This is a genomic window from Parabacteroides sp. AF17-3 (assembly GCF_003635445.1).
GTDB lineage: Bacteria > Bacteroidota > Bacteroidia > Bacteroidales > Tannerellaceae > Parabacteroides > Parabacteroides goldsteinii.
On record NZ_QTMM01000012.1, the window covers coordinates 64078 to 81864 of the forward strand.

The 17787-nt window shown below is 49.7% G+C and carries 17 protein-coding genes; 3 read left to right on the forward strand and 14 right to left on the reverse strand.

Annotation, left to right across the window (positions count from 1 at the left end; translation table 11 throughout):
• Positions 1–260: 260 nt before the first annotated feature.
• The gene (locus DWW91_RS16450) at positions 261–2450 is read left to right on the forward strand and encodes a glutamine synthetase III (protein ID WP_046145282.1); all 2190 of its coding nucleotides are present in this window, start codon (positions 261–263) and stop codon (positions 2448–2450) included.
• 61 nt (positions 2451–2511) lie between these two features.
• Here DWW91_RS16450 and DWW91_RS16455 read toward each other — a convergent pair whose 3' ends face one another.
• From DWW91_RS16455 to DWW91_RS16485, 7 genes are all read right to left on the reverse strand, one after another.
• Positions 2512–3516: a uroporphyrinogen decarboxylase family protein gene (locus tag DWW91_RS16455; RefSeq protein ID WP_010802083.1), complete on the reverse strand. Its 1005-nt coding sequence runs from the start codon at positions 3514–3516 to the stop codon at positions 2512–2514.
• Positions 3516–4193: a vitamin B12 dependent-methionine synthase activation domain-containing protein gene (locus DWW91_RS16460; protein WP_122328359.1), complete on the reverse strand. Its 678-nt coding sequence runs from the start codon at positions 4191–4193 to the stop codon at positions 3516–3518. Before DWW91_RS16460 ends, DWW91_RS16455 begins: the two co-directional genes overlap by 1 nt.
• A 4-nt stretch (positions 4194–4197) precedes the next feature.
• Complete coding sequence (locus DWW91_RS16465; protein ID WP_046145284.1) at positions 4198–4833, reverse strand: corrinoid protein; 636 nt, start codon at positions 4831–4833, stop codon at positions 4198–4200.
• Between the two features lie 18 nt (positions 4834–4851).
• The gene (locus tag DWW91_RS16470; protein WP_122328425.1) at positions 4852–6108 is read right to left on the reverse strand and encodes a uroporphyrinogen decarboxylase family protein; all 1257 of its coding nucleotides are present in this window, start codon (positions 6106–6108) and stop codon (positions 4852–4854) included.
• A 269-nt stretch (positions 6109–6377) separates the two neighbouring features.
• Positions 6378–9272 (reverse strand): glycoside hydrolase family 38 C-terminal domain-containing protein, encoded by a 2895-nt coding sequence (locus tag DWW91_RS16475; RefSeq protein ID WP_122328360.1) that lies wholly within the window; start codon positions 9270–9272, stop codon positions 6378–6380.
• 29 nt (positions 9273–9301) lie between these two features.
• Positions 9302–9652: a lipocalin family protein gene (locus tag DWW91_RS16480; RefSeq protein WP_233584509.1), complete on the reverse strand. Its 351-nt coding sequence runs from the start codon at positions 9650–9652 to the stop codon at positions 9302–9304.
• A 25-nt stretch (positions 9653–9677) separates the two neighbouring features.
• Entirely contained in the window at positions 9678–9866 is a 189-nt protein-coding gene (locus tag DWW91_RS16485) for a hypothetical protein (RefSeq protein WP_048314353.1), read from the reverse strand.
• A gap of 143 nt (positions 9867–10009) precedes the next feature.
• Between DWW91_RS16485 and DWW91_RS16490 the strand changes: the two genes are divergently transcribed.
• A complete protein-coding gene (locus DWW91_RS16490; RefSeq protein ID WP_046145298.1) occupies positions 10010–10900 on the forward strand; it encodes a helix-turn-helix domain-containing protein in 891 nt (296 codons plus the stop codon).
• A 359-nt stretch (positions 10901–11259) separates the two neighbouring features.
• Here DWW91_RS16490 and DWW91_RS16500 read toward each other — a convergent pair whose 3' ends face one another.
• Positions 11260–11718, reverse strand: a complete 459-nt coding sequence (locus tag DWW91_RS16500; protein ID WP_010802074.1) for a glucosaminidase domain-containing protein — start codon at positions 11716–11718, stop codon at positions 11260–11262.
• Positions 11719–11818: 100 nt separating this feature from the next.
• Here DWW91_RS16500 and DWW91_RS16505 point away from each other — a divergent pair, with 100 nt between their 5' ends.
• On the forward strand, positions 11819–12070 hold the full coding sequence (locus DWW91_RS16505; protein WP_010802073.1) for a DUF4248 domain-containing protein: 252 nt from the start codon (positions 11819–11821) through the stop codon (positions 12068–12070).
• Between the two features lie 24 nt (positions 12071–12094).
• On the opposite strand, the gene DWW91_RS16510 is transcribed toward DWW91_RS16505, so the two are convergent.
• The 6 genes from DWW91_RS16510 to DWW91_RS16535 form a co-directional block, all read right to left on the reverse strand.
• Positions 12095–12547 carry an HU family DNA-binding protein gene (locus DWW91_RS16510; protein ID WP_007654699.1) on the reverse strand — a complete coding sequence of 151 codons (453 nt, stop codon included), beginning with the start codon at positions 12545–12547 and terminating at the stop codon, positions 12095–12097.
• Between the two features lie 249 nt (positions 12548–12796).
• Complete coding sequence (locus DWW91_RS16515; protein ID WP_122328362.1) at positions 12797–14296, reverse strand: CHC2 zinc finger domain-containing protein; 1500 nt, start codon at positions 14294–14296, stop codon at positions 12797–12799.
• A gap of 4 nt (positions 14297–14300) precedes the next feature.
• On the reverse strand, positions 14301–15728 hold the full coding sequence (locus tag DWW91_RS16520) for a DnaB-like helicase C-terminal domain-containing protein (RefSeq protein WP_122328363.1): 1428 nt from the start codon (positions 15726–15728) through the stop codon (positions 14301–14303).
• Positions 15725–16201 (reverse strand): hypothetical protein, encoded by a 477-nt coding sequence (locus DWW91_RS16525; protein WP_122328364.1) that lies wholly within the window; start codon positions 16199–16201, stop codon positions 15725–15727. Before DWW91_RS16525 ends, DWW91_RS16520 begins: the two co-directional genes overlap by 4 nt.
• 370 nt (positions 16202–16571) lie before the next feature.
• The gene (locus tag DWW91_RS16530) at positions 16572–17027 is read right to left on the reverse strand and encodes a hypothetical protein (protein WP_122328365.1); all 456 of its coding nucleotides are present in this window, start codon (positions 17025–17027) and stop codon (positions 16572–16574) included.
• Positions 17028–17296: 269 nt separating this feature from the next.
• Positions 17297–17767 (reverse strand): hypothetical protein, encoded by a 471-nt coding sequence (locus DWW91_RS16535; protein WP_048314400.1) that lies wholly within the window; start codon positions 17765–17767, stop codon positions 17297–17299.
• Positions 17768–17787 lie beyond the last annotated feature (20 nt).

Below are 17787 nucleotides of genomic sequence, written 5' to 3' on the forward strand. Positions count from 1 at the left end.
AACTAATTCCTATATACATATAATAACACTTCATTCAGACAAGACTTATCGTTAAATATTCATAGGCTATATAGAACACTCATTTCCCTGCCGGTATTTTTAAGTATATATTATACAATATTCAACATTCAAAACACAGCCAACGATTTCACATCTCCGCTACCAAAATGTTCTACGAAATTGTTTTTAACTACCCGTTGAAAGCATAAATGAAGATTTGCTTGTATCTTTGCGGCCGGTAAAACATTAAAATAATCCATATGTCAATCTCACGCTTTAATGCAGTGGAGAAAGCTTCCAACCGTAAGGCCGTAGAAGCCGTCACTCCCAAACAGAAAGTATCCGAGTACTATGGCGAGAACGTATTTAACCGCAAGGCTATGCAAAAGTATCTCTCCAAGGAAACGTACAAAGCCCTGACCCACGCCATTGATAACGGAACACCTATCGACCGCGAAATAGCCAACCATGTGGCAGCCGGTATGCGTATGTGGGCACTGGAAAAAGGAGTTACCCATTATACACACTGGTTCCAGCCCCTGACCGACGGGACAGCCGAAAAACACGACGCTTTTGTCGAACACGACGGTAACGGCGGTATGATTGAAGAATTTAGCGGCAAACTGCTCGCACAGCAGGAACCGGATGCGTCCAGCTTCCCCAACGGCGGACTGCGCAACACGTTCGAAGCCCGCGGTTATTCTGCCTGGGACCCCTCCTCCCCCGCATTTATTGTAGACGACACCCTCTGTATCCCGACAGTCTTCATCGCCTATACCGGCGAGGCTCTCGACTACAAAACACCGCTGATACGTTCTGTCGAAGCACTCAACAAAGCGGCGAAAGAGGTTTGTAACTATTTCAACGAAGATGTTCACAAAGTAATCACATACCTGGGTTGGGAACAGGAATATTTCCTGGTGGACGAGGAGCTTTACTCCGCCCGTCCGGACCTCTCACTGACGGAACGCACGTTGCTGGGACACGAAAGTGCCAAGAACCAGCAGCTCGACGACCATTATTTCGGCGCCATCCCTTCACGCGTACAGGAGTTCATGAAAGACCTGGAAGTGGAATGTTACAAACTGGGCATCCCGGTGAAAACCCGTCATAACGAGGTGGCCCCGAACCAGTTCGAGCTGGCGCCCATCTACGAAGAATGCAACCTGGCCAACGACCATAACCAGTTGCTGATGTCGGTCATGAAACGTGTTTCACGCCGCCACAACTTCCGCGTGCTGCTTCACGAAAAACCGTTCATGGGTGTGAACGGCTCGGGTAAACATTGCAACTGGTCGATGGGAACCGATACGGGCATCAACCTGTTCTCGCCCGGCAAGGACCGCGAAGACAACCTGCGTTTCATCACCTTCGTGGTCAATACGCTGATGGCCGTCTATAAATTCAACGGGCTGCTGAAAGCCAGTATCGCTTCGGCAACCAACGCCCACCGCTTGGGGGCCAACGAAGCGCCTCCTGCCATTATCTCTTCCTTCCTGGGTACACAAATCAGCGAGGTACTGGATAAATTCGAAAACAGTTCGATTGAAGATGCCATCGAGGTGGACGACAAGAAACGCCTGAGCCTCGGCTTCGGGCAGATTCCCGAACTGCTACTGGACAATACGGACCGCAACCGCACGTCGCCGTTCGCTTTCACCGGCAACCGTTTCGAGTTCCGTGCTCCGGGTTCGTCCGTCAACTGCGGTTCGGCCATGCTGGCTGTCAATTCCGCCGTAGCCTATCAGTTACAACAGTTCAAGAAGGACGTGGAAGCACTCCAGGCAGCAGGCAAGAGCAAGGAAGTGGCTATCTTCGAAACATTGAAGGCTTATATCAAAGAATCCAAACCCATCCGTTTCGACGGCAACGGTTACTGCGACGAATGGAAGGCGGAAGCTGCCCGCCGCGGCCTGGATTGCGAAAACAGCGTTCCATTGCAATACGACGCTTACCTGAAGCCGGAAGTAATCCGCATGTTCAGGGAAACAGGCGTACTGAGCGAAAAGGAGCTGGAAGCCCGCAACGAAGTGAAATGGGAAATCTATATCAAGAAAGTACAAATCGAAGCCCGCGTCCTGGGAGATTTGTCCATGAACCATATCATCCCGGTCGTATTGCATTACCAGTCTTTGCTGTTGAGCAATATCACCAAGCTGAAAGAAACGTTCAGTCCGGAAGAATATGAGGAACTGTCTGCCGAACCGCGCCGCCTGGTACGCAAAATATCCAAACACGTAAATGCCGTAACACGCATGACGGACGAGATGATCGAGGCCCGCAAGAAGGCGAACGTCATCACCGACTACCGCAGCAAGGCGATCGCCTACCATGACACGGTCGTTCCGTTCCTGGATGAAATACGCGAACATATCGACGAACTGGAACTGATGGTGGACAACCAGATGTGGCCGTTGCCGAAATACCGCGAACTGCTGTTTATCCGGTAAAAAGTAACAGAATCCAAAATAGGAGGTGCATCAAAAGTTTATTTTGATACACCTCCTTTTTTTACATTGACCTGTTAAAATTAGTAAGTGCTTGATAAAATGCCTCGATATTCTCAGCCGGAATATGGGGCGGGACATCACAACCTGTCGACAAAACGAAATTCTTCCATGCTTTGGTCTGCTGTAACAGATTCATAGTCGCGGTATATACTTCTTCTGACGAGGACTGTTTAAAAAGACCGACCGGGTCCAGATTCCCCATCACCAGACGGTCTTCCGGACAGTTGGCAAGGGCATCCTGCATATCGATCTTATTACCGAAATGAAGTGCGGCCGCTCCCGACTGAACCATAGCCTCCGTACAATGGCCTGCATTTCCGCAGTTATGCAGGATTACGATAAAATGTTCGTCCTGCACGGCCTCCACTACCTGGCGGACATAGGTCGTCGAATAAAGCAGCGAATCCTCATTTGAAATCAGCCCGGCAGCCGGTTCCGCCATAATCACGCCATGAACGCCTGTCTCCTTAATCGCACGGCAATAATCGATCAGGAAACGGGTACATTTCTCCAACAGGACAGTGATGTTCTCCGGCTCCACATACAGGGCAATCATCAGTTCGGACAAACCGAACAAACGTCCCGCCAGTGAAAACGGACCGATACAGCCGGCAAAAACAGGCTTGTCCTTCACACGTTCCGCCGTCAGACGGTTTGCTTTCAGATACTCAGGGACACGTGCGGTATCCAGAGACGGTATCTGTAAATTATCAATCGACTCCTTATCGGATACCAGCGGTTCCGTTACGCTGGGCACCTCGTCTTCGGGGAAGACCACCTTCGCTCCGAAAGCCTCCGCCTCTACCGTCAGGTCCATAATCACGGTCGGGGCGGCCGAAGGATACTGCTCGTTCAACCGGCAGATAGCGTCTGCATGCACCATACCACTGGTGACTGCGTCTCTCACTGTTTTTCCACAGAGTTCAATGCCCGGATGGGTCATGATAGGGATAGCCCTACGTTCTTTTTGCCTGATTGTCTCTTGCAACCATTCTTGTATTTCCATTATTTCTTCTTTCTTTTTCGTTTATAACAGGTTTCCAGTTCACAATACTGGCAACCGTATTTTTTCTCATCTACCTCCGGACCGATGCCGATTATTCCGCTAATCGACTTGATAGGAGTCATCAGGCAGACATCAGACAGGCTGATGCCGCAAGGGGCGCCTCCCATCAGCCGGAACAACGTTTTCTGTCCGGTGAGGTGCCAGCCGCAATAGCCAGGGCTCAGGCGGTTCGTATGCCGTTCGCCTCCCAGTTCTTTTTCAAGCAGGCGTTCCATCTGGTCGCCGGCTTTCTCGGCAATACAGGTTCCGATAATATCGGCAATGAAGCATTTCAGGATATCTCCCTCCGCTTTCAGGCTGTCCTGGTATTCCTGAAAAGCCATCCCGGCCGTGGCGGCAAACAGGGCGAACCGTTCGGAGCCTTTCAGCAGGGAAGCGATTGTCCCCCCTACGGGAAAGGGTTCTCCGCCATCCAGGGTAACATATCCGTCATCCACCGTACCGTCGAACAGGCCGAAAGTACAACGGGGAACAGTCCGGGAAGAAACCTCCTTCAGCATGGAAAGGGCCAGTGCCTCCACAGGTTCTTCCGGGGCTGTGTTGCCGTATCCCATCTCGGCAAACAGGTCGTTTGCCGTCAGGGACAACGTGCTAAAATCCAAACTACAATCAAACATACAATTAAGCGGATAACAATGATTTTGCCAGCGTCACGGCGGCATTCGCATTATCGCTGTAGCCGTCGGCTCCAATCTGACGGGCAAACGATTCGGATACAGGGGCACCGCCAATCATGACCTTCACCTCCTGGCGGATACCGGTCTTTTCCAAAGCGTCGATCACTTCCTGCATATAATTCATCGTCGTGGTCAGCAAGGCGGAAAGACAAAGAATCTGCGCCTGGTTTTCCTTGATCGCCGTGATAAATTTCTCTGAAGAGATATCCGTTCCCAGATTTATCACTTCAAAGCCGCAACCTTCCAGCATGGAAGCGACCAGGTTCTTTCCGATGTCGTGCAAATCGCCTTTCACCGTACCGATTACCACCTTGCCCAACCGGTGCGAAGCGGCTCCTTTCATCAGCGGCTTCAACAGGTCGAGCGCCCCTTTCATGGCACGGGCCGCCATCAACAGTTCAGGGACAAAGGCTTTTCCTTCCTCAAAACGTTTTCCGATATCCTCCATGGCCCGCGACATATACTCATTGATAATCAGTTGCGGGTCTACATTCTCTGCTATCGCCTCGGTTGTCACTGCCTTGGCGACATCGAGTTTCCCTTTCAAAATAGCTTCATACAAACTCTCTAAATCTGCCATAACTTTATTTCTTTTAAATTATTGATTCCGTAATTCACGCAGGGTTTCAATCATTGCCACCACATTCCCGACGGGCGCATTGGCCTGGATATTATGGACGGCATTGAAAATGAATCCTCCATCTTTTCCCAGTATCTCGCATTCCTGCAAAACATGGCTGCGCACTTCTTCGGGTGTTGCATTCGGCAGGATACACTGGGTATCAATACCGCCGCCCCAGAAAGTAACCTGGCTGCCGTATTCCTTTTTCAGGACCACAGGGTCCATATCCTTCGCATTAATCTGTACCGGGTTGATGATATCGAAACCCGCCTCCACCAGACCGGGAAGAATCGGCAGGATAGCCCCGCAGGTATGCTTGAACACTTTCCAGGTAGTATGCTCATGGATCCAGTCGTTCATCCGTTTGTAATGAGGAAGCCACAGTTCCCTGAAGGTATCCAATGAACAGAACTGGGAATCCTGGGTACCGAAATCGGTCCCGCAGGTGAAGACCACGTCTACCTTCTCTCCGACAGTATCCCACAACCGTTGGTAGTTTGCGATAGCTATATCGGTCTGTTTCTCAAAGACCGTCTGCACATAGTCGCGGCGCATGGCGGTCGACATATACCACTCGGCCACGTTGCGGATACCTTTCGGGTTCTTCAATCCCATGCCGGGCACGAAAGCGATATCGCCCAAAGCCGTCCCGCCAAAGCTGGCAACAACGGCCTTTCCGGTTGCTGCGGCCTGCTCCACGGTCTTTTTATAGTATTGCAAATCTTCTTCGGAAACAGGGCCGAACTCTTCCAGGTTATCCTCCGGAGTAATGGCCTCGTCGTCCACATATTCCTGCCTTTCCGTCGCGTTGATGAAATAGCAGCCCGAAGGCATGATGGCACTGGGCGGATAGGAACGGTCGCCACCGGCATAAATGTACACGTCGCCTTCCTTATCCGTCGTCAGGTCGATACCGGAGGCAATCATTACTTTTTGCCCCCAGGGAGTAACCTGCTCGTGTAATTGGGTTTCGTCGATATCGAACATGTCCTTGCGTCCGAAGACGGGAACACAGTCAATACCCATTATTTCCTGTAAATCCTCCTCTATCTCACCCAGCATCTGAAAGGGTTCGATGACACGGACGGGGTGAGGGTCCAGTCCGTAATGTTGTCTCAGCGCCTCCACGACCTTGCAATGGATACCGGTAACGGAAGTGGCTCCAAAGTCCACCGGTATCCGGTCGGGGGTGCTATGGTTCAATGCGTTTTGAACACGTTGTTTTGATGTCATATTCATGTGTATTTAAGATTATTTTATTGTATATCGCACTGTAAGTGTGATGCAAATATAGAGGCTGCCTACCCGATAAAAAATAGCAAAACATTGCTTATTTTGTGGATTATTATTGCAAACGTATTTCACGTATCCCAAAACAAACCGGACCTGCAAACAACCGTCCTAATTAGTATAAAAAGGAACAGAAAGTTTACAAGTCCGGTCTCAGCATATCCGCTTTAAAAGCCTGGAAATAAACGTCAGGGAGACATATTTATCTATGTTCAATATTTTAATTGCAATGTAACTTGCCCGTAAGGTTTCATTGTAAGTTCCCCGTTGGTTGGTCTTGACGGGCTCTCTTCACGATCACAAATCATAAGACTTTTCGGATCGGCTTTCGGGAAAGAGAGCTTTACAGACTCTTCCTTATCCGACAAAGAACGGAGACGAACAATCAGTTCCTTATCTTTATCCGTACTCTTCAGAATCGTTGTGTATACCCGATCATTACCAATAGCAATAACTGGCTTTACGACCTGAACTTTGTCTGCCGTTGCATAAACCAGCGGCTGTGATTGTTCCAGACCGAATCGGTTAGCCTTTACCACGTCATATCCTTCATGAGGGAATAAGCGGTAACGAAAACGTACGGGACCGTCCTGCGTCAACGGGAAATTAGTGTGCCAATGATTATTCATAACCCAGGAATAGATAGTCGAACTCGGCTCCAGCTTTTTCAACCAATTGCCTTTATCCCCCCAGCCCAAAGCTATATTGGCTGTACGGTTACCATATTCAAAGAGAGGAGCATCCAACGAGCACCAAGTCACGCCATGAGTCGCATTCGATACGTCCAGCCACCGCTGCATCGCTAGCCAGTTACGGTTACCCTGCGGCCACTGGTCCTTTTCCACTTCCATCACTCCCCAGGGAATATCGACACGGGTCTTTGAGTCCGGCAGATTAAAGGCAAAGCCAAAATGAATGCCGTCTTTCTCCACCAAAGGCAATTTATCCACGACATTGGAGATTTCCACCCACGGCTGGCCTGCCAACAAACGGACAGAACGGGAGACACTCCGGCAACCGGTTGCTTTCGATGCCACACGCAGCTCTACAGCCAAAGGACCTTCTTCCACTACGGAAACAGATAATACCGTATCCGCCTGCGGAGCATCCACATTCGCCGGCAACCAGGAGAATGTATTGGCTCCCTCGCCGATATAGTTATATTCAGCACCTTTCTTCAATAAAGAAACAATATTACCGGTTGCCTGGTCCACATGAACCGTCAGACAATCGTTTTCCAGTGTCGTTCCCTCTATTTTGCAACTGCCCGACAAAGAACATTTGCCTTCCACTACCCGAAAATGACGGGAACTCAATGCTGGTACTTCCGGAACATAGAACAACAGCTCACCGGTAGAAAGGCGTTGGGAAAGTACCTCTTTCCCATGCTGGTCGACCACTTTATCCCCTTTCAAACTCTCCTTTGCCGTCAACCGGATCACACCGCTCTGCGGCCATGAATGCGTATTAAAGACGGCGATACCTCCATTAGAAGGACCTTCCTTAGGCCCCAGTGCCCCATTCGACTTGTCTGTGGCAGGAGCCAGCGATTCATCCAGCATATCGATCGAGCGGTCTTCGGCCTCATGGAAGTAAGACTGCTTCACTTTCCAGATGGCATCCTGGAAATAAGGTTCGGTCGGGTTCTCGAAGCACCAGGTATGTTCCGAACCTAAAAGGATATAACGCCAAGCCTCATCGAAATCTTCACGTGGAGCTTTCCCGCCATCTGCCAGCATGGACCAGATTGTTTCCGCCTGCGTCAACCGCTCTTTGGCATTTCGGTTTTTGGCGGTCAGACCGGCTGCCGTACCTAAACCGTCCGTCCAGTATTCCGTATAGTCGCCGGATACGACCGGCAACTGGTCTCCATATTTATCCTCTATCATCGACATGATTTCGTGACCACCACAAATACGAATCTTCGGGTAGGCATATTTTTCATTCCACTCCTTCACCGCAAAAGGAATATCGGCATCCAAGGGATTGTTGTCCCACAAGGACCAGGAGAACAAGGCAAAATCGTAGGGGTAATTATCTTTCTCCATAGCCCCCAACTGCTTGGTAAAGTCTACATTCGCATATCCGGTACGTATTACTTTCGGAACCTTTTCCGGATCACGCTGGCCGAACCACGGACGTCCCGTCTCTCCACCTTTTCCCATACTCCCGCTATTGGCATAACTGCCAGGTTGGAAAAACAATACTTTCGACTTTCCATCCGGCCCCAACCACCAAAAAGGCTTACCATCCATATTGGCATGGGCATTTCCCGCCCGGTCGGAATTAGGCCAGGAAATAATATACCGAACTCCCTCCTGTGCCATTACCGGAACAAGTCCCCACGATATGCCCGGAATATCGAACTGTTGAAAAACGTCTGCGGGTTGTCCGCTTAACCGTTGCATTTCCCGCGTAAATTTAAAAATGTGGAACATCTCTTCATCTGTACAAATGCTAGTATTCAGGTTCAGATAACTGGCATCCACACACACTTGTCCTTTCTTGATTGCATCTATGACCCCATCCCGCATCTCCGGATTGGATTGCCATAAGCGTTCGAGCGGCCATCCAATTTCGGGGTTCCACACATAGCGGGCACCCTCCGGATGGTTCTTCGTCTCTTCTGCAAGTTTTATCCCTTCAATGATATTATTCTTGTGAAGTTGTTCTACGTTCTTATGCGTATTGGTATATCCTATATCTACGTGAGCATGGTTGTACAAATAAACATTCCAATGACGCATAGGCATAACACTGACTTTTTGCTTATACACCTTATCCGCCCCACGAAGAACCAAGGTGACTTCCGACTTCTTCCCTGTAGGTACTGTGGAAGGTAACAGAATTTCGACCTCCGTCGAATCTTTCGCATTCAATGCAAAATGGTTCTTTTCTGTTTTTCCTTTGGCTATCACATCTACGGAAAGCTCTCCTTTCAGTTCCTTTCCTTTCAATTTAACCGTCACAATACGCCCGGGAGTTCCGTCCGCCCTGTAACCATAGAGAGGACGCACCACATAATCGACTGAAGACGGAACAACATCTGCATAAATCACAGAAGATAATACAGATGCAAACAAACAATAAGCTATTTTCTTTTTCATTGTATTCAATTTAGGTTCTTCCCCTAACTCTAGTTTTGTCTCTGATATTTTATAACTAAATCACCTTTTTTCAACACCAAATTCTCAGTCGTAAGCTCTTCTATCTGCAATGTGTCCGAAAAAGATATAGTCTGGTGGTTACCTATACTTTTACCCGACAACACCAGTTTATCTCCATTTTTCTCCCAAGACTCATATTGCAGGGTGGCCATATTGATGGAAGTAGCCTTCCCCCCATTCTCTAACGTAATACCTTGTACCATCTCAGGCATACCGGGGACAGGCTCGATCCAGGAACCTTCAATCTGCACATTGCTGCAAGCCGCCAAACCGACTACAGTAAAAAGAGTAAACACACCTTTTGATATATTCATCATCATAACATCATATTTAAATAATTCAACTTTAAAGCATTTTGAAATGCTTCATACTTATTACTTTTTCCAAACGGTAGATAAGATTACCTTCATCCGACTGCCCGACCTTTACGGACAGACTGCCATCGGGAGATTGCAGCACATACTTACTCTCTCCGCAAGCTGCAACTACCAATAAAATAAACACTGCAAATATTGAATATTTTCTTTTCATCATACGATCTTCCCCTTATTGTAAGCCACACTTTAAGTAAGGTACAAATATAAAGTCCTACCAACCTATAAAAAATAGCAAAATCTTGTCTTATTTGTGGATTATTATTGCTTATTTTATGCTGTGAATAGCGAAATACATGAAAAATGGCAAAAGTAGAACTAGGATTTTCCGGCGAACGTTTCATCTATCTTCCTATCCCGATGATCGATCTGATGGAAGATAGTCCACTGACAAGTGACTTGTATCTTTATTCGATGGGATACTTCTCAAGGGCTTCCCATCATTATATCAACCGGCCAACCGGATGCGATGAGTTTCTTTTCATCTATTGTAAGGAAGGATGCGGCTGGATAGAGTTGTACGGGAAACGGCAAAATCTGGAGGCTAACCAATTCATTATCCTGCCCCGGAATATCCCGCATGCTTACGGAGCCGATGAGACCAGTCCCTGGACGATCTACTGGATTCATTTCCGGGGAAGCAAAGCCCCTCTTTTCTCCAGCCGTTTCGATAAGCCGACAACGGTCTCTCCTTCCGCCCAGTCACGCATTGAAGAACGGCTCGACCTGTTTGAGGAGATTTTCTTTACGCTAAACGAAAGTACCTCTATGGATCATATGCATTACGCCAATCTGTGTTTTGCCCATTTCCTGGGTTCTTTCCTGTTCATCGATGTCTACCGGAATAACTTCCGTCCCAAAGAGTATTCTGAAAATGTGATGAACCGCGTCGTACATTTTATGAACGATAATATCGAGAGTAACCTCAAGCTGGCCGATTTCGCTAATTTCTGCGGATATTCGGAATCATACTTCTACCGCAAATTCGTTAAGGAGACAGGCCACTCCCCTATGGATTATTTCACACGCCTGAAAATAAACAAAGCCTGCAAGTTACTGATCCAGACTGATATGAAGGTGAATCAGATCGCTCACAAGCTCGGTTTTAAAGAATCTCAATATTTCTCCCGCACATTCTCCAATGTGATGGGGCTTTCGCCGATGGAGTTCAGGAGGCAGAATTTCAGGTTGTAAATATACATTCCTTTCAACAGAACAGTTTCACCGCCACTGCCCCGATCAACAGCCACCCCATCAAATTACCGGCCGTGGTTGCCGGAGGAGGTTCCTCTAATGCGGATTCTGTGGCGGATGGGTCCCCGGCGGACTCCCCGGACGGATGATCGACAAGATCGCGCCGATGGCTGCCAGCGCCACCTCCGTCTGCTTCAGAAGAAGCGACAACAGTGCTATCAGCGCCAGCCACGGGATCGCCTGGGCAGCTGTGCCTCCCTTTCAGGCCACGGGGAAACAGGGCCTGCACCAAGGATAAAAGGAAATTACAAACAATACGAAGTGTTTTCATACGATAAAAATTTACTGGTAGAAGATAATCAACACACCGGTGCTTTGATCAGCTTGCCGATCGCAACCGACAGACGGTCGAGCAAATGACAGTAAGCGGTCCGGTTATCGCCGTTTACTTCGCTGATATATTTGCTGTACGCAATTTCATGCGCAAAAGCAGAAGGATAATAACTGACTGCGGCAGCGGCCGGATAAGCCGTAACGATCAGCCGGGCATAATCCAGAAAGCTACTCTGCGTATCGGAATACTTGCGGAAAGGCAATCCGCGCGGGACCAATTCCACCCGGCAACCGTGCCAGAACTCGTTGGACGGGCCATATCCGGTAATACCGAACAGGTTACGATGTAATTTCGCCAGGTTACTTTCATTCCACCCCGACTCGATGGCAGCCTGTGCCAGCATAACGACCGGATTCAGATGGAACCGTTTCTCCGCAGCTTCAGCTTCCGGAAGGAAACGTTTTACAAACTCATATTTTGTCATAAAAAACTCAATTTAGCCGGATAAAACATCACACAAAGCTTGACATTCAAAGAATAATTCACTATATTTGAAACAGTAAATCATTCAAGAAAAGTATATTATGAATACAGAAGAACAGACTACCGAATCCGATTACGGGAAAGAACGGTCATGGGGTTACCAGGAACTGGCTATCCTCTATTTCCCGCATGTCAAACCCGAAAGTGCCTCCAGGCAACTCGCCCGCTGGATAGGGGTCAGCCAGGAACTATTGTCCCAGCTGGCTGCCAATGGCTGGAAACCCGGACGTAAGCTGCTGACGCCTAAACAGGCAGCCTGTATCTTCCGCCACCTGGGACCACCGGGATGCTGACAGACCGCATCCCGGCTACGGTGCCTATTCTATTTCCGGGCGATCTCCGCCACCGCTGCCACTCCCCGAATCCGGTTCGTTCTTATCGAGCACCATACGTTCTACCTTCAACTTCTTGGCCAGCTCCAACAGGGTCTTGCCCGGACGGAAGACGACACGCGGCCGCCTCACCAAATCTGTGGTAAACTCCTTTTTCGTAGGCGACCCCTTACTTCCCAACACTGCCTGGAAATAACCCAGGTCACCCAGCTGGATCGTCTGCCCGTCCTGTAACTTCTGCTTTACCACAAACAGAAGCCCGTCGAGCACCAGCTTCACATCTCCGGCGGTAGCTGCCGAACGGTCGGCAATGATTTCACACAAACTAGCCAGGTCACACATTCCATTCGAACTGCTCGCTGCATAAAACAACTTTGCATCGGCTGCCGCCCCTTTGGTCATATCCTTCCGCAATACCAATCGATACTTTACTGACATAATTTTACGATTTAAAAAGTTACTGAATCTGTTTTACTCTCTCTTGTAATATTACATCGTAAAGATACGCTCCGGCGGAAAGGCGCAGTCCGCCATTGTCGGTGACTGTCGGCGGTTGTACTTGTTTGTCGGTATTTCTACTTGTTTGTCGTATTTGCGAGATAATCGGTATCGGCAATCCCAGGAGAACGCAAAGCGTTCTATGAAAGGCCTCATCTGGTGAGCGTCAAGCGAAGCATCCGGTAACATTCACTGCAACCACCTCCTCTCCACCACCGGCGTTCGCTGGAGGTCTTCCCCCAGGCGGACCAGCAGGGATATATGGCGGGAAAGGTCTGCCAGCAAGGCGGGACGGAAGCCGTCGGCAGGCGTTGCCGCCCGAAGCTGTCCGTTCAGGCAGGCGGTTTCGCTCAGGATACGTTCTTCGTAATATTCCAGGCGGAAATGTCCGGCCAGTTCATGGCAGACCGTACCTTCCTCTTCACTCAACAGGGATGCCGATACTCCGGCTGGAAGCGGTAGCTCCGGAAGAAGAACGGAAAGGATTTCCGCCAACAGGGATTCGGGGACAGGCAGGTCGGAAACAGCCACACCCTGCGCCGTGAAATGCAATAAATTCCGATACGGCTCCGAGGTAAACGGCAGATCGTCCTCCTCCAGCATCCGTTCCATATGCGAGGCGACTTCGGGATATTTCAGGCAGAAAGCCAGCAGACGTTTCTCCCCTTTCCCCACCTCTTCCGTAAGCAATCGCATGTACCGGTTAAAACCATCACGCCCCAGCCGGCGGAACAACTCGTCGGCATCCTTCGCCGTGGGCAACAGCAGGCTGTCCAGGGATAAGCCGCCGGGAGGTTGCGCCAACAAACGCTCCGTCGCCGACCGCCCGGCCGGATCATTATCCAGCAAAAGGACCGCCCGTCCACAAAAACCACGCAACACCTTCGCCTGTCCTTCCGTAAAAGCCGTACCACCCAAGGCCACCGTATTCGTCAACCCTGCCGCATGCATCGCCAGCGTATCCTTATACCCTTCGGTCAGGTAGGCAAACCCTTCCCGGCGGATCGCCTCCGCCGCCCGGTGGATACCGTACAACATCCGGCTCTTGTCAAACCAAAGGCTGTTCGGACTATTCACGTATTTAGGCTCCTCCTCCGAAGCCGCCATCGGACGCCGACCGCCGAAACCGGTCAACCCGCCAGCCGCATTATAGATGGGAAAAACGATACGGTTACGCAGGTAACGATAGTCATCGGGGACAAACGCCGTTGCCTGCGCCACACCGAAGTCGAGCCAGGTAGCCGACAATTCCGTATGACCCGAAGCACTGGGGACCAGGGAGGATAAAAAACGGACATTCGCCTCCATCCCCTGTTTCCGGGCAAGCATCTGTTCCGGGGTCGCTTCCGGAGTCGCTTTCGGGGTCGGCTCAGGCACAGCTTGCTTTGTACGCTCCTGTACGTTACGGGTTGCCTGGACCGCTTCGCCACGGCTATCCCCACCCAGGCGTTTCACCGCCTCGGCAAAGGAGCAACGCTCCAGCCCCATCACCAACCCGACCACATCGCCTCCCGCCCCGCAGGCATGGCATTTAAAATACTGTCCGCCCACATGGATGCCGAGCGAAGGATGATGGTCGTCGTGGAAAGGACAAAGCATCTTGTAATTGGCTCCGGAACGCAGTAAGGTGCCGTAGCGTGCCGCCACCCGTTCTATCGGATTGGCGGCTTTCAGTTGTTGCATATTCATGATCTTATTTTTTATACGGATAAATCTGTGTCAGGCTGTCGTTGTAACGGAAACGCACTTCGCCGGTGGCACCGTTACGGTTCTTGATGACGAAAAAGCGGCCCACATGATAGAATGATTCACGGGTAACAGGGTCACTCAGTTCGCCATACTGTTCCGGACGGTAAACCATTGCAATACTGTCGGCGATCTGTTCGATCTCACCCGAGTTGCGCAGGTCGCTCATCATCGGGATATGGTCGGTACGCGTTTCACAGTTACGGTTCAACTGTGCCAGGACCAGGCAGGCGACGTTCTGTTCCATCGACAACGTCTTCAATCCGCCCGCCACCTCGCCCAGGGCCAGGTCCATCGTGTCCTTCACCTCTCCCCGGTCGGCACTGACGTTGACCAGGTTCAGATAATCCACGATCATCAGGTCCAGCTTATGCTTGCGGTTCAGCACCATGCATCGCGCCCGTATCTCCGCCAACCCGCAACCGCTGCAATAATTGAGGAAAAGAGGCAGCTTGCGCAGTTCGGCTGCCGCCTTATCCAGCCGCTGCTGGTCATCGGCATCCATCAGTTTAAAACGCAGCTTGTCCGGTTCCACGCCGCTCAACGTACACAACAGGCGGCTGATCAGCTGGCGTTCGGTCATCTCCAGGCTGAAGAAACAAACCTTCTTTCCCTGCCGGGCCGCCGCCAACGCCATGTGAAGGGCCAGCGCCGTCTTTCCCATCGACGGACGCCCGGCGAGCACGAGCAGTTCGCCGCGGTAAAGTCCGCCCAGATAATGATCGAACTCGTCGATGCCGGTAGTGATCTGCAATTGCTCGCCTGCACGGCGCCGCTCCTGCTCGTCATAAATCTCCGCCAGTACCCGGTCGCCCACTTCGGCCGCCGTGCGGGTGGTGCTATGTACGGCAAATTCCTCTTCCAGCTTCTCCAGGTCCTTACGCGAAGCATTGAGCCATGCCATCACGTCGACACCCGGTTCACGCGCTTCGACCATACGCGCAGTCATCCCGGCAATGGCCTGTCGCAACACCCAGCAACGGATCACCCAGGCGGCATACGTCTTGATGAAACGGGCATTGCGCACCTTCAACATGCCATCGGCAATAAAAGCCAGCCCGTTCAGTTGCGTGGCATGCTCCGGGTCGATCCGTCGCATCTCCCGTTCCACACTCAGCATATCGATATCCGCCTCATGCTGGTAAAGCGCCAGCATCGCCCGGTAAACCAGGCAATAAGCAGGATTGGTAAACATCTCCGGACGCAGACGGTTGCCCACTTCGCAAATGGCAGTGCTCTGCGTCAGGATGGCCAATACGACGGCCTGTTCCATCTCTTCGGACGAAGGCATCCCATTGTCTGTACTCATGTAATTGCCGGCTGCGACACTGACTGTCTTTGGCTGTCCGGCGTTTTTCGGTTGTTCGTTTTTCATGATTCTTTATCTTTAAATCTGTTATAATTCGGTCGGCCGGCAGGCGGAGTACGAGGCTTCGCCGGCTTGGCGGGAGGCGACTCTTTTCCGTCGGAAGCGGGAACATCTTTCGGAACTCCTTCCGGAGGAAATTGCACGAAGGTAAAATGGCCGTCGTAGCGTATACGGATGTTCCCCTCTTCTGCCAGCTGCTTGATCAAGCGGCTGATCGTTGTCCGCGCCACCCCGGTCTTCTGCTCCAGCTGCCGGTAGGTGGTCACCCACTCCCCTTTACGGCAAGGCATCCGCTGCCCGTTGACTACGATCTCGCCGTCCGCGAAATAAACATGTTTCAGCAAACAGAGGTAAATACGTGCCTTGTTACGCCGCTCCGGTTCATCGGAGTAAAAGTCGTCCAGCCAATAATTGGGAACGCACAAAAAACCTTTCTTTCTTTTTCCAGAGTTAACACTCTGATAATCTTCACCTTTCATCTCTTGCGATTTAAGTTAAACAATCATGTTACAGTCTGGGACAGTCACCTGGACAGGGACGGGACAGCATCACAGTTGCATAAATCTCTCATTTTCAAATACTCTACCCTACACAGACGAAACCTTTGGGACAGTCGTGGGACAGTCGGCCGGACACTCTTATAATATATAAAGAATATCTTATATAAAGACTCTTATAAAGGTTTCCTCTTTCATCGTTTAAAAGATCACAGAGGCAAAGGTAGTAAACGGGAAAAGGCAAAAGAGTATAATTTTATTGCAGCTAAGACCGTAAAAAAGAAGGTATCCGAAAGAAAAACGGCCGTTTTTAACTTATTGTTTACTGTTGATTATTTTATGTACAGACCGGTTATTCGTCCTTGCATGATTTGATTTTTTTATACAGTATACCTTCCCTGAGGGTATTGGCGCGCAACTTTCTCTGGAAGGTCGACAAGGAGAATTTCGTTTTGAAAACGGCATTAAGATTTCGGCCTAAATGATCTGAAGAACAATCTATTACCCCTAAATTCAGGGAAACATGCATCAGGTCGATTAAAAATTCCGGTTGTCTTACCTGGATCAGTTGATGATCGAAAACCAGGTGTGAACAGCCGCAGTCTCCGGCGATCTGTTGTCCATAGGTTTCAAAGAAAAGGTTCGTGAAACGTTGCTTCAACTCGTTCTTTTCCTCATGCGTTTCCAGCAGGAAACGTGCGCATTCCTGCAAAAAAGTCATATTATTATCCATCATTTCTACATGTATTTTAAACTGTTTGAACGAGCGATAGTACCCGCCACAAAGATGTGTAATTTGCTTTTCCATTCGACTAATTTATTATAGCCTTTTTCTTCCGGAGCCCTTACCGAATAAAGGTACAAGGCAATTACACAACTTGTCTGTTTTTTTGTTGACAATTTGTTGACAAATGCATCAAGGCGGATTTGAGAGGCGACAATATGGTCTAATCAGCTGTAGCACAATAGTGCTGATACAAGTAGGACTATAGTGCCGGATATGTTAGCACTATAGTCCTGTTTTTTTCAAAAACCACGATTTCATCGAGGGAAACGGGTTATTTACACAATAAACGATTATTTATCGAACTGGATAATTTTTATCGTCCATATCTTTTTTGTCCCATCGGCAGCCATCACTTCGTACTTGTTTTCTTTCGACCAGTCGCCGGGAGTTCCCATCGCCGGACTACCGTTTATCGGACTCATACGGGCAGCCGTAGAAATAGTAGCCTGTCCCCACAATCTACTTACCGAGACTTCGTTGCGAACACTTTCCGTAAAATCGCCGCTAGCACCAGGCACAGAAACAGACACTTCGACCGTTCCGGCTTCAGAGTTTACATTATTCGTTGTATTCAAACGCTGTTCTTTCACGATCGGTTCGCCGGTAACCGGATCTTTAGCATCACTCGGCCAGCGATAATAAAACTGTACCGCACTAATTTCCGCCTCTTCATATGCCGGCAGATCTTCCCAATCGCACGCCGTCATCAGCAAAGGGAGGCACAACAACAGCATCAGCCATTTCATATCTATTCGTTTCATATTCATCTTTTTTATATCAA